General features: G+C 65.8%; 11 protein-coding genes. 4 read left to right on the forward strand and 7 right to left on the reverse strand.

Annotated elements, in window-relative coordinates; genetic code table 11:
* Window positions 1-41 precede the first annotated feature (41 nt).
* Entirely contained in the window at window positions 42-380 is a 339-nt protein-coding gene (locus ACSFBL_RS06410; RefSeq protein ID WP_435514903.1) for a hypothetical protein, read from the reverse strand.
* Between the two features lie 134 nt (window positions 381-514).
* Here ACSFBL_RS06410 and ACSFBL_RS06415 point away from each other — a divergent pair, with 134 nt between their 5' ends.
* Window positions 515-2,317: a glutamine--tRNA ligase/YqeY domain fusion protein gene (locus ACSFBL_RS06415; protein ID WP_435514904.1), complete on the forward strand. Its 1,803-nt coding sequence runs from the start codon at window positions 515-517 to the stop codon at window positions 2,315-2,317.
* A 24-nt stretch (window positions 2,318-2,341) separates the two neighbouring features.
* Here ACSFBL_RS06415 and ACSFBL_RS06420 read toward each other — a convergent pair whose 3' ends face one another.
* The gene (locus ACSFBL_RS06420) at window positions 2,342-3,277 is read right to left on the reverse strand and encodes a M14 family metallopeptidase (RefSeq protein ID WP_435514905.1); all 936 of its coding nucleotides are present in this window, start codon (window positions 3,275-3,277) and stop codon (window positions 2,342-2,344) included.
* A 134-nt stretch (window positions 3,278-3,411) separates the two neighbouring features.
* On the opposite strand from ACSFBL_RS06420, the gene ACSFBL_RS06425 reads away from it, so the two are divergent.
* Window positions 3,412-5,079 (forward strand): HsdM family class I SAM-dependent methyltransferase, encoded by a 1,668-nt coding sequence (locus tag ACSFBL_RS06425; RefSeq protein WP_435514906.1) that lies wholly within the window; start codon window positions 3,412-3,414, stop codon window positions 5,077-5,079.
* Window positions 5,076-6,254, forward strand: a complete 1,179-nt coding sequence (locus ACSFBL_RS06430; protein WP_435514907.1) for a restriction endonuclease subunit S — start codon at window positions 5,076-5,078, stop codon at window positions 6,252-6,254. Before ACSFBL_RS06425 ends, ACSFBL_RS06430 begins: the two co-directional genes overlap by 4 nt.
* A gap of 76 nt (window positions 6,255-6,330) precedes the next feature.
* On the opposite strand, the gene ACSFBL_RS06435 is transcribed toward ACSFBL_RS06430, so the two are convergent.
* Together ACSFBL_RS06435 and ACSFBL_RS06440 are read right to left on the reverse strand one after the other, a co-directional pair.
* Window positions 6,331-6,960, reverse strand: coding sequence for a TetR/AcrR family transcriptional regulator (locus ACSFBL_RS06435; RefSeq protein ID WP_435514908.1), 630 nt, complete (start codon window positions 6,958-6,960; stop codon window positions 6,331-6,333).
* An 11-nt stretch (window positions 6,961-6,971) separates the two neighbouring features.
* Window positions 6,972-7,394, reverse strand: a complete 423-nt coding sequence (locus ACSFBL_RS06440) for an ester cyclase (protein WP_435514909.1) — start codon at window positions 7,392-7,394, stop codon at window positions 6,972-6,974.
* A gap of 181 nt (window positions 7,395-7,575) precedes the next feature.
* Between ACSFBL_RS06440 and ACSFBL_RS06445 the strand changes: the two genes are divergently transcribed.
* On the forward strand, window positions 7,576-8,274 hold the full coding sequence (locus ACSFBL_RS06445; RefSeq protein WP_435514910.1) for an aspartate/glutamate racemase family protein: 699 nt from the start codon (window positions 7,576-7,578) through the stop codon (window positions 8,272-8,274).
* Here the strand turns inward: ACSFBL_RS06445 and ACSFBL_RS06450 are convergent.
* The 3 genes from ACSFBL_RS06450 to ACSFBL_RS06460 form a co-directional block, all read right to left on the reverse strand.
* Complete coding sequence (locus ACSFBL_RS06450) at window positions 8,271-8,993, reverse strand: ABC transporter ATP-binding protein (protein ID WP_435514911.1); 723 nt, start codon at window positions 8,991-8,993, stop codon at window positions 8,271-8,273. The two genes, ACSFBL_RS06445 and ACSFBL_RS06450, sit on opposite strands and share 4 nt — an antisense overlap.
* A 10-nt stretch (window positions 8,994-9,003) precedes the next feature.
* A complete protein-coding gene (locus tag ACSFBL_RS06455; RefSeq protein ID WP_435514912.1) occupies window positions 9,004-10,956 on the reverse strand; it encodes an ABC transporter permease subunit in 1,953 nt (650 codons plus the stop codon).
* Between the two features lie 130 nt (window positions 10,957-11,086).
* Window positions 11,087-11,962, reverse strand: a complete 876-nt coding sequence (locus ACSFBL_RS06460) for a branched-chain amino acid ABC transporter permease (protein WP_435514913.1) — start codon at window positions 11,960-11,962, stop codon at window positions 11,087-11,089.
* Window positions 11,963-12,131 lie beyond the last annotated feature (169 nt).

A 12,131-nucleotide genomic window follows, 5' to 3' on the forward strand; every position in this document is an offset into this window, starting at 1 on the left:
GGGGCCGGTTTCGTCGTGTGACAGCAGTTATTCAGATCAACTCAGCGCCAGTTTCCGCGATAGGCGTTCGAATGGTAGTAGCCCGGGGCCGGGCGATAGTAACCACGCGAGGGGCCGTAGTACGCACGCGGCGGGCCGTAATAAACCGGTGCCGGACGGTAGTACACAGGCGGCGGCGCATAGTACACAGGCGCCGGCGGGTAGTAGACAGGTGCCGGTGCATAGACGGGCGCTCCCACGCCGACCGCGATGCCAGGGACATTGACCCCGACCGACCAGGCCACATTGCCAGCGCTGGCCGCAGCAGAGGCAAAAAGTGCGCCCGCTGCGACCGCTCCGGCGGCAGCCCATTTGAAAAGAGTGGAACGTGTGAGGCTCATATTGGATTCTCCTGAAGGGCGGGTGTTGGCCGCCTTGTCTGTATTGAACGCGGCAAGTGTCAACCCGGTGTACGCCGCTTGGTGAAGAAAGTTGCCAAACGTAACGCCTCCGGAGCGCCACCTAGAATGAGCGGATGACTTCCCCTGCAGACAACGACACCGCCAAGCCAAGCAATTTCCTGCGCCACGTCATCGAAAGCGACCTCGAACAGGGCATCTATTCCAGCCGCAGATGGGGCGGCACACCGGGCGACGCCGCTCATCACGCCCAGGGCATGCAGGATCCCGCCAAAGTGCGCATGCGCTTTCCGCCCGAGCCCAACGGCTACCTGCACATCGGCCACGCCAAGAGCATCTGGCTCAACTTCGAGCTGGCCAAGGAATACGGTGGCGTGTGCCACCTGCGATTTGACGACACCAACCCCGAGAAGGAAGAACAGGAATACGTCGATGCCATTCGCGATGCCGTGAAGTGGCTCGGATACAACGCCGTGCTCGCCGACAACCCCGCCAGCCCCGGCGAGCCCAACGAGCACGAGTACTTCGCGAGCAACTATTTCGACTTCATGTACCGCGCGGCCGAGTACCTGATCAGCGCCGGACTCGCCTACGTCGACGAGCAAAGCGCCGAGGAAATCCGGGCCACCCGCGGCGACTTCAACACCCCCGGCACCGACAGCCCCTTCCGCAACCGCGTCCCCGAGGAGAACCTTCTTCGATTCCGCGCCATGCGCGACGGCCGGCTGGAAGACGGCGCCGCCGTCCTGCGCGCCAGGATCGACATGGCGAGCCCCAACATCAACATGCGCGACCCCGCGCTGTATCGCATTCGCCGTGCGACGCATCACAACACCGGCGACAAGTGGTGCATCTACCCGATGTACACCTTCGCGCATCCGATCGAGGACGCGCTGGAGCAGATCACCCACAGCTTCTGCACGCTCGAATTCGAGGACCAGCGCCCCTTCTACGACTGGCTGCTTGACCGACTCGCCGAAGGTGGCCTGATCGCCTCGCCGCATCCGCGCCAGTACGAATTCGCGCGCCTCAACGTCACCCACGTGATCACCAGCAAGCGCAAGCTGCGCCAGCTGGTCGAGGAAGGCCACGTCGATGGTTGGGACGACCCTCGCATGCCCACCCTGGCCGGCCTGCGCCGCCGCGGCTACACGCCCGACGCCCTCAAGCTGTTCTGCGAACGCTCGGGCGTGACCAAGTCGGGCGGCTGGATCGACTACGCGAGCCTCGAAGCAGCCCTCCGCGACACGCTGGACCCGATCGCACCGCGCGCCATGGCCGTGCTCGATCCGGTGAAGCTCGTGATCACGAACTGGGGCGAACTCATGGGCGGTGATGAGGTATTGGACGATTGCTCGGCGCCGATCCATCCGCATCACCCCGAGATGGGCCGCCGCAACTTCAAGCTTGGCCGCGAGGTGTGGATCGAGCGCTCCGACTACGAGGAAGTGCAGCCCAAGGGCTTCTTCCGGCTGTTTCCGGGCAACAAGGTGCGCCTCAAGTACGGACACGTCATCGAGTGCACCGGCGGCACCAAGGACGCGGATGGCAAGCTCGTCGAAGTGCAGGCGAAGCTCGTGCCCGACACCAAGAGCGGCACGCCCGGCGCGGACGCCATCAAAGTCAAGGGCAACATCTCCTGGGTGGCGACAGCCGATGCGCTGCAGGCGGAGGTGCGGCTCTACGAACGACTTTTCGCGGCGCCGCAGCCTGGCAGCGGTGAATTGCTCGACGAACTCAATCGCGACAGCCTGCTCACCACCACCGCCTACGTCGAGCCTTCACTGGCCGCGGCCACGGAAGGCGCGCCCTTCCAGTTCGAGCGCCATGGCTACTTCGTGCTGGACGCTCGCAAGGGCGACGCAGGTCAAAGGGTGTTCAACCGGGCAGCGGGGATGAGGGACAGCTGGGGGAAGTAATCCCCCATTGACCCATCGAGGCGCTCAGATCGGTTTCGTCAGATAAACCGCCTCCCGCCCCACGATCGCCCGCTGCGCCGGCATGAAGATCGTGCACTCGTCGCACGGCGCGCGGATTTCGTCCGGCCCGTTGGTCGCGATCAGTTCGCCCTTCGCGAAGGTCTCGAAGCCGACCAGCGGACGCACGAAACGGAAATCCTCGGACTGGATCATGTGGGTCTGCAGCAGCTCGAACCGGCGCTGCGCTTCGGGCGCGGGCGTCGCCGGGTCCTTGTCGACCAGTCCGAAATTCGCGAGGAATCGCATCGTGACCTCCGTCGCGAGATCGGCGGCCGACTGCTTGAAGTGCTGGCCGCACTCGACCACCATCGCAGCGCCTGGCGCATCGGGGCCGGCGTGCAGGCCATGCTGGATGAGCGGCGTACCGGAGCCGAGCCCGCTCGGCATCACCAGATGCACGGGAGGGAGGCCGATCGCCAGCGCCACCTTCGCATTGCGATCGAACGCGGGGTAGACCCAGAAAGGCACCACGTCCTGGCTGGTCGAGTGGATGTCGAGGATGTGGTCCGCCGCGGCCACCACGGGCCGCAGTTCGCGCGCGCGGCGCAGTTCGGGGCTGTCTTCCGGTCCGTCCAGCCATTCGTCGGACCACACGCGGTTGAGGTTGTGCACGATCTGGCGGTTGTCGAACGGCTTCTCGGCGTTGAACGCGTTGTAGGCCTCGACGTGCGCGAAGCTCACGGTCAGCGTGCCGATCTTCGGGCGTACGCCGGTGTCCAGCAGATGGGTCGCGGCGACCATGCCGCAGATCTCGTTGCCGTGGGTCAATGCGTTGACCAGCACGTGTGGGCCGGGCTGTCCCGACTCGAAGCGATGCACATAGTCGATGCCGGTGTTGCCCTTGCGGTAGGCGGAAATGTCGCGCGGGAGGACTTCCAAGTCGGGCGGAGTCTGGGTCATGGGGCGGTTTTTCTGTGGGATGGTCGGCGTGGCCGGGTTCCCGAAGTTTGCTACAGCTGGCGAACGGGCGTCGGCCGTCGATTTGCCTCTTAGACTCGTGGGCTCACCATGCGAATCGCCCAAGCCACGTCCCCATGCCACTGACCGCTGAAATGCGACGGTCGATCGACCAGATTCGCGACTACCTGTTCGGCGGCGGCTATCCCGACCCCGTCAGCAACGCGGAGCAGTTGTCCTTCCTGTTCTTCTTCTACCTGCTCGAGACCATCGACGACGAGAACCAGGCGCGCGCCGAGGCCCTGTCGACGCCGTATGCGAGCGTCTTCAACGGCGAGTGGACGCTCAGGCATCCGTCGCCCGCCCCGGCCCCTTCCGCCCATGACGGCAATCTGCCATCAGCCGCCCGCCAAACGGGCGCACCGACCATCCCGCGCAGCCGCTTCCGCTGGTCGGCGTGGGCCCGAGAACTCTCCGACGATGCCCTGCTGAGCTTCGTGCGCGACGAGGTGTTCGCCTTCTTCGCCGAGATCGGCGCCGCGGGCGCGCACGACTTCATGCGCGGCGCGCGCCTCGGCATCAGCGAGCCGACCGTCCTGGCGCAGGTCGTCCATCTGGTGGACGGCCTCGGGCTGGGCGGCGCGGACTCCGACACCAAGGGCGACCTGTTCGAGCATGTGCTGCGGCAGATCAAGCAGGCCGGCGAGTTGGGCCAGTTCCGCACGCCGCGCCACATCGTCCGCCGCATCGTCGAGATGGTCGACCCGACCCTCGGCGAAACCATCTACGACCCGGCCGCCGGCACCGCGGGTTTTCTGGTGGCCGCCTACAACCATATCCGCCTCGCCCATTCGTCGCCCGAGGCCATCGTGGAGGTCGAAGTCGACGGCAAGGTCCAGCGGCGCGGCCTGGGCGACCAGCTGACGCCGGACGACCTCGCCATCCTCCGGAACAAGACCTTCTTCGGCAACGACGTCGACCCGAAGATGGTGCGGCTCGCGACGATGAACCTCACCCTGCGCGGCCTCGCCAACGTTCGCATCCTGCAGCGCAACGTGCTGACGGCCGTGCTCGACGACGCGCGGAAAGCCGAGCTGGGCCTGCCGTTCGACGGTTTCGACGTGGTGCTCGCCAATCCACCTTTCTCGGGCCGCGTCGACAAGGAACGCATCGCCGACGAGGTGCGGGTCGGCACCACCAGCAGCACCGAACTGCTCTTCCTCAAGTACATGCTCGACAGCCTGCGCGCCGAAGGCCGGGCCGCGGTCGTGGTGCCCGAGGGCGTCCTGTTCGGTTCCTCGGCCGCGCACAAGGCGCTGCGCCAGCAGCTCGTGGAGAGCAACCAGGTCGATGCGGTGCTGAGCCTGCCGGGCGGCGTGTTCCAGCCCTATTCGGGCGTGAAGACCTCGGTATTGTTCTTTCGCAAGTGCGGTCAGACCGAGCACGTGCTCTTCCTGCACGTCGAGGAGGACGGCTACGCGCGCGATGCCAACCACGACACGCCCATCGCCGAGGACGACCTTCCCCGGCTCGCCAAGGCCTATGCGCAGCGCGATGAATCGCTCGCGCAATGGCAGGCACGCGAACCCGAGGTCGAGTGGAACGAGAAATGGTGGTTCGCCGACAAGCCCACGCTGCGCGCCAACGAGTACCGGCTGTCGGCCAGCCGCTACCGGCCCTTGAGCGAGGCGCAGGCCGAGCATCGAAATCCGCTCGAGCTGGTCGAAGAGGTGATCGCACTCCAACTGGAATGCACGGAGGAGCTGGAAACGCTCCGAACGCTGCTTGTGGAGGCGAATGGATGACTGCGCCATGGGTGGCGCTCAGGGAGGTGGTCGAAGCGAAAACGGGCACGATGAACCCGTCCGCATGGCCGAATGACCCCTTCACCTACGTCGACGTCGCCGCCGTCGACAACAAGAAAAAGGCCATCGTCGGCGCCCGCACGATGATGGGCGCCGAGGCCCCGAGCCGCGCGCGCAAGATCGTGCGCGCCGGTGACGTGCTGGTCTCGACCGTGCGGCCGAATCTCAATGCAGTCGCGCTCGTGCCCGAGTCGCTCGACGGCGAAGTCGCGAGCACTGCCTTCTGCGTGTTGCGGGCGACGCCACGCGTGCTGCCCGAGTACCTGTACTTCTTCGTCAGGTCAAACCGCTTCATCCGCAGCGTATGCAAGCTCGCGACGGGTGCGCTGTATCCGGCCGTGTCCGATGCGCGCATCCTCGACCAGAAGCTGCCGTTGCCTGATCTGCAAGCGCAGCGGCGCATCGTCGACGTCCTGCTGTGCGCGCAACGCGTGATCCGCCTGCGGCACGACATTCGCGAGAAGACGGCACAGATGGTGCCGGCCCTGTTCTTCGACATGTTCGGCGACGCCGCAACCCATCCGAAGGGCTGGCCGGTCGTGCCGCTCGGCAGCCTGCTGAAGCTCAATCCGCAGAACGGCCTGTACAAGCACAAGTCGGCCTACGGAGCGGGCACGCCCATTGTGCGAATCGACAGCTTTCGCGATGGAGAACTCAGCGATCCCGCACACATCAAGCGGCTGCAAGTGAACGGGGACGAGATCCGGCGCTACGGCCTAGCCGAGGGCGACATCGTCGTCAATCGCGTCAACAGTCCCGAGCATCTGGGCAAGAGCGTGCTGATCCCGGCGCTGGCGGAGCCCACGGTCTTCGAGTCGAACATGATGCGGCTCGTCCTCGACCGCGAACGCGTGCTCCCGCGGTACGTCTTCGCGGCGCTGCAGACCCACCGGACGCGACAGCATTTCCAGCTCCATGCCAAGCGGGCGATCAACCAGGCGAGCCTCAACCAGCAGGACCTGAAGTCGCTGCCGGTCATGCTGCCCCCGATGGAGAAGCAGATCGGTTTCGCACGCTATGCGGAAGCCACAGCGGCGGCGCAGGCGACCGAGGCGCTGATGCTGAAAGGCGCCGAGGCGACGCTGGAATCCCTGCTCGCGCGTACCTATCGCTGAGCCGCAAATCGGCGTTTGCGGCTCATTTTTTGAGCCGTTTCACTGAAATACGGCTCAAGGCTTCGCGCAAACCCCTTCAGCCCGGCTTCTTCGCCGCCTCCACCAACGCGCGAATGGCCCAGCGCCTGACCTTCAGGGCCTCCGCATCGTCCAGCTGCAGCACGTCCTTGAAGACCACCATCGCCTCGGTGCCGATGACCAGGGCGAGCGCGTGGCCCAGGTTCCTGAATGCTGCCGGCTTGAACTGGTTGCGCGTCGGCTCCAGCGCGGCCTCGATGAGCGGCGTCCGCCGGTTCTGGCGGGCGGGCAGCTCTCCGCCCTGCTCGCCACGCACGACTTTCTCCATCGAATGCGCAAGCATCATCCGCAGCTGCGCCTCGTTGGCCGCCATCATGTCGCTCAGCGCACCGTCGACACGCTCCAAACGCGACACGGGGTCCAGCGTCTGCAAGCCTTGCAGGACGTCCGCGGGCTCGGGGACGACCATGTCCAGCGAAGCCTCGCGATGCAGCGCGTCCACGTTCGGAAAGTAGCGGTAGGCCGTTGCGCGCGACACGGCCGCTTCCTCGGCGATCTCTTCCAGGCTGGGCTTGCGGCCCTGCTTCATCAGGCGCGACGCGGCCTGCAGCAGGTCCTTGCGCGTGCGCCTGCGCTGGTTGGGGCGTCCGTTGCTGTCGGAGGAAATCTGCCCGGTCCGCATGTGCATCGTGTCCGGCCTCAGTCCTGCGGCAGCTGCTGGATGATGGACGCGAGGTCGAGCCATACGTTCTCGCGCTGGATGTCGCCGCTGTCGGCGAACTCGACCACGTGCAGCAATCGGAATTCGAGCGGCCGCCCCCTGCCCTCGAGGCCGAAGGGCCGGCCCGGCGCCTTGCCGCGCCACATCGATTCGTCCACCAGGAAGCCGTCGCCGTAGAGCCGGCGCAGGCATTCGACCTTGCTGTCCGACAGGTCGCTGAACAGGCTTTCGTAGAACGGCCGCGCGCCGGCATGCCCGCGCGTTGGCCCGGTCGGCGAACCGACGATGTCGTGCTCGACATCGGGCGAGAGCGTCGCCAGGACGCCTTCGACGTCGTCCTTGGCCTCGAAGTCGAAGTGCTCGTCGATCTTCCGGTCCATTTGGGCGCGGGTCAGTGCCATGGTCAGGTCCTCCAGAGGTAGCTTGGTGGGGATGCTGTGAACTCTAATGAGACGAAAATCTCATTGCAAGAATTAAATCTCGATTCGGTACAAAGTTCTCATTGCGAGAATCTATGTCCCTGCGGCTTCGGCCTACCATGGCCATCTCGGACGCCTGGCGTCGTCAATGCGCGGAGCACAAGTGAAAGTCATCGGCCTCATCGGCGGCATGAGTTGGGAATCGACCGTGCCCTACTACCGGGAAATCAACGAGACGATCAAGTCGCGCTTGGGTGGCCTCCACTCGGCGAAGCTGATCCTCTACAGCGTCGACTTTCACGACATCGAGCGCCTGCAGCATGCCGGCGACTGGGAAGCGGCAGGCGCGCTGCTGGCCGATGCGGCACGGTCGCTCCAGGCGGCGGGGGCGGATTTCCTGGTCCTCTGCACGAACACGATGCACAAGGTGGCCGCGCACATCGAGGCGGCGGTCGGCATTCCCCTCTTCCACATCGCCGACCCCACGGCCGAGGAAATCAAGGATGGCGGGCATTCGACCGTCGGCCTGCTCGGCACGCGCTTCACGATGGAGCAGGCCTTCTATCGGGATCGACTGAGCGAGCGCCACGGCCTCCAGGTGCTGGTGCCGAACGCGCAGGATCGCGAAGTCGTGCACCGGGTCATCTACGAGGAGCTGTGCCTGGGCCAGGTCGTCGAGGCATCGCGCACGGCCTACCGCCGCGTGATCGCTGACCTGGCGAGCCAGGGCGCGCAGGCGATCATCCTCGGCTGCACCGAGATTTCGCTGCTGGTCGACCAGACGGACTCGGCGGTGCCGCTGTTCGACACCACGCGCATCCACGCACGCAGGGCCGCGGAACGGGCGCTGTCGTCGCCCTAGTGGCCGCCGCCCAGGTACGCCGCCTTCACGCCCGGATCGTTGCGCAGTTTGTCTGCCGGACCGTGCAGCGAGATGCGACCGTTCTCCAGCACATAGCCGTAGTCGGCCACGCCCAGCGCCGCGGCCGCGAACTGCTCGACCAGCAGCATCGTCACGCCTTCCTGCTTGAGCCGCTCGATGATGCGGAACACCTCCGCCACCAGGATGGGCGCAAGCCCCATCGACGGCTCGTCGAGCAGCACGACCTCGGGGTTCAGCATCACGGCGCGCGCCATGGCCAGCATCTGCTGCTCGCCACCCGACAGCGTGCCGGCCAGCTGCGTGCGGCGCTCCTTGAGGCGCGGGAAGAGTTCCATCGCACGCTCCAGGTCGCCCGCCACGTCGCCGCGCGGGCGGCTGCCCGTCAAGCGCGGAAACGCACCCAGCGTGAGGTTGTCGGTGACGCTCATGGTCGCGAACACGCGCCGCCCTTCGGGCGAATGCGCAAGCCCCAGCTTGGCGATGTGGTACGACTCCAGGCCGTCGATGCGCTTGCCGTTGAGCGTGATCTCGCCGGAGGTCGCGCGGATCATTCCGGACACGGCGCGCATCGTCGTCGTCTTGCCGGCCCCGTTGGAACCGATGAGCGTCACGACCTTGCCCTTGGGCACCTCGATCGAGATGCCGTGCAGCACCTGCACCTTGCCGTAGCCGGCCGAAAGATTGTGGATGGTCAGCATCGGGCGCTCCTCATGCAGCCTGCGCGGCCTGTGCCGCGTCTTCCTGGCCGCCGAGATAGGCTTCGATGACCTTCTCGTCCGACTGCACCTGGGCCGGTTCGCCCTCGGCGATCTTCTGGCCGAAATCGAGCACCGAGACGGTGTCGCACATGCTCATCACCACGTCCATGTGGTGCTCGATCAGGATCACTGTCACGCCGTGTTCGCGGATCTTGCGGATGATGGCGATCAGCTCCTTGATGTCCGGTGCGGTGAGCCCCGCGGCCGGCTCGTCGAGCAGCAGCAGCTGCGGGTCGAGCGCAAGGGCGCGGGCGATTTCCAGCAGGCGCTGCTTCCCATAGGGCAGGTTGCGCGCCTCCTCGGTCGCGAACTCTTCGAGTCCGACGAACTTCAGCAGGCCCAGCGCACGGCTGGCCGCCGCGGCGCTCTCGCGCCTGTAGCGCGGCGTGTGCACGGCCACGTCGAACAGGTTGCTCCTGAAGGTGTGATGCAGGCCGACCTGCACGTTCTGCTGCGCCGTCATCTCGCCGAAGAGCTGCACGTTCTGGAACGTGCGCGCAATGCCCGACAGCGCGATGTCCGCCGACGTGCGGCCGACCAGCGAGCGCCCGCCGAACTCGATGGCGCCGGCGGTCGGCGCGTAGATGCCGGTCAACACGTTCATCATCGTGCTCTTGCCCGAGCCATTCGGCCCGATCAGGCCGTGGATGGCGCCGCGCCGCACCGTCAGGTCGACGTTGTTCAACGCCTTGAGTCCACCGAACTGCATGAGCACCCCCGAGGCCCGGAGCACTTCCGCCCCGCCGCTGCCGGATGCCGCGACCGTCACGGCGTCGGACGGCGCCACGCCCTCCACCGCCACATCGACCTGCGCCTTCGGCCGGCGCAGGTTGAGCGCATTCCGCACGAAGCCGACGATGCCGTCCTGAAGGTAGTACACGACGAACAGCATGATCACGCCGAAGATCGAGAGCCGCCAGTCGGTCATCGTCTCGAGCCAGAACGACAGCCCCGCGAGCGCGATGCTGCCGACCACCGGGATCGCCATCTGCTTGGGCGTGACCCGCTGCCGCTGCACGCCTACGACGGCCACGATCATCACCAGCACGGCCAGCCCCACCGACACGTAGCGGAACAGCACCACGTCGTCGAGCAGCTTGGGCAGCAGCACGATGATGGCCGCGCCGATCATCGAACCGATGCGGCTCTTGCGACCGCCCATGATCACCGCCAGCAGGAAGAGCACCGTCAACTCGAAGTTGTAGGTGTTCGGCGAGATGTACTGCTCCGAGTACGCATACAGGCTGCCCGCCAGCCCCGCGAAGCCGGCACTGATCACGAAGGCGTAGACCTTGTAGCGGTACACCGACACGCCCATGCAGTCCGACGCCACCGGGCTGCCGCGCAGCGCCTCGAAGGCGCGCCCGAGGTGCGAGCGCAGGATGCGGTGGACCACGATGAGCGAGAGCACCAGCATCACCGCCACGAGCCAGAAGAACTCGCGCTCGTCGAGCTTGTGGCCGAACAGCGGCGGCTTCGTGAGCTTGATGCCCATCGGCCCTTCGGTGATGAAGCTCATCTCGTTGATGAGGATCTGGATGATCGTGCCGAAGGCCAGCGTGACCATCGCCAGGTAGGGCCCCGTCACCCGGAGCGCAGGCAACGCGAGGATCGCGCCGAACAGCGCCGTGACGCCGACCGCCGCGACCAGCGACACCATGAGCAGCGCCCCCATCTTGTAGACCAGCACACCGGCTGTGTAGGCCCCAAGGCCGAACAGCCCCGCATGACCGAGCGAGACCTGCCCCGTGTAGCCCACCACGATGTCCAGCCCGAACAGCAGGATCGCGTAGATCATGATGGTCTCGAGCAGGTGGATGTAGTACGGGTTGTCGATGCCGATCGGGAAAAGCATCAGCGCTGCGAAACCCACCAGGGCCAAAAGGAAGCGACCAGTTTTCATCTTTGAGTTTGAGAACGCAGCGCAATGTTTCTGCCGATACCAGAAACACCGCGGAACCGGCTTTGCAGGGCCGCAGGTGTTGCCCCCTGCAAGGGGGTGGAGAGCGACACGAAGTGCGCGAGCCTGGGGGTCATACTTTCTTGATGGCGGTCTTGCCGAAGAGACCGGCGGGCCGAACCGCCAGCACGATCAGCAGCAGCACGAGGCCGGGCACGTCCTTGTAGCCCGTGCTGAGATAGAAACCGGTGGTCGTCTCCGCGATGCCGAGGATGATGCCGCCGAGGATGATGCCCATGCCGCTGGTCAAGCCACCGATGATCGCGACCGCGAAGGCCTTCAGCCCCAGCACGGCGCCCATGGTCGCGCCCGTCAAGGTCAGCGGCGCGATCAGCACGCCCGCAAACGCGGCCGTCAGCGACGACAGCGCATACGAGAAGGTGATGACCAGCCCCGTGTTGATGCCCATCAGCTTCGCCGCGTCACGGTCGTTGAAGGTCGCCACCACCGCCTTGCCGTAGATCGAGCGGCGGTTGAAGACTTCCACCGCCAGCATCATGAGCACGGCGCCGACCACCACCAGGATCTCCATCGGCAGCACATTGGCGTTGAGGAACTTGATCGGCGCCTCCGGCAGCGGCGACGGGAACTTCAGGTCGTCGCGGCCCCAGACGTTCTCCGCCACGTTCTTGAAGATGATGCCGAGCGCGATGGTCGACATGATCCAGCCGAACTCCGACTTGATCTTGATCGCAGGCCGCACGCCGATGCGCTCCACCACGGCGCCCTGCACCGCGCCGAACAGGCACACGATCGGGATCATCAGCCAGTAGTTCACGCCCAGCGTGACCAGCGTGAGCCCCACGAGCGCACCGAGCATCAGCGCATCGCCCTGCCCGAAGTTCAAGGTGTCCGAAGTGGCAAAGGTGAGCTGATAGCCGAAGGCGATGACGGCGTAGATCATGCCCAGTGCGATGCCGCTGAAGATGAGTTGAGTAAGTATCTGCATCTGATTACTCCCCCCCAGTCTGCGCGCACTGCGTGTCGCTTCGCCTACCCCCTACCGGGGGCAACAACAGCGGCCCGGCGAAGCCGGTTCCGCGGTGTTTCCCGCATCCGTGTCTCATCGGCGAGGCACAGCCAGGAATCCCGCGGAGCCGGCTTCGCCGGACCGCTGG

Source organism: Variovorax glacialis, from assembly GCF_051216375.1.
In the GTDB taxonomy this organism is placed as follows: Bacteria; Pseudomonadota; Gammaproteobacteria; order Burkholderiales; family Burkholderiaceae_C; genus Variovorax.

Coding starts and splice junctions, on each gene's coding strand:
- ACSFBL_RS06415 (WP_435514904.1), top strand. CDS start 515: ATGACTTCCCCTGCAGACAACGACACCGCCAAGCCAAGCAATTTCCTG.
- ACSFBL_RS06425 (WP_435514906.1), top strand. CDS start 3,412: ATGCCACTGACCGCTGAAATGCGACGGTCGATCGACCAGATTCGCGAC.
- ACSFBL_RS06450 (WP_435514911.1), bottom strand. CDS start 8,993: ATGCTGACCATCCACAATCTTTCGGCCGGCTACGGCAAGGTGCAGGTG.
- ACSFBL_RS06440 (WP_435514909.1), bottom strand. CDS start 7,394: ATGGCACTGACCCGCGCCCAAATGGACCGGAAGATCGACGAGCACTTC.
- ACSFBL_RS06455 (WP_435514912.1), bottom strand. CDS start 10,956: ATGAAAACTGGTCGCTTCCTTTTGGCCCTGGTGGGTTTCGCAGCGCTG.
- ACSFBL_RS06435 (WP_435514908.1), bottom strand. CDS start 6,960: ATGCACATGCGGACCGGGCAGATTTCCTCCGACAGCAACGGACGCCCC.
- ACSFBL_RS06420 (WP_435514905.1), bottom strand. CDS start 3,277: ATGACCCAGACTCCGCCCGACTTGGAAGTCCTCCCGCGCGACATTTCC.
- ACSFBL_RS06410 (WP_435514903.1), bottom strand. CDS start 380: ATGAGCCTCACACGTTCCACTCTTTTCAAATGGGCTGCCGCCGGAGCG.
- ACSFBL_RS06460 (WP_435514913.1), bottom strand. CDS start 11,962: ATGCAGATACTTACTCAACTCATCTTCAGCGGCATCGCACTGGGCATG.
- ACSFBL_RS06430 (WP_435514907.1), top strand. CDS start 5,076: ATGACTGCGCCATGGGTGGCGCTCAGGGAGGTGGTCGAAGCGAAAACG.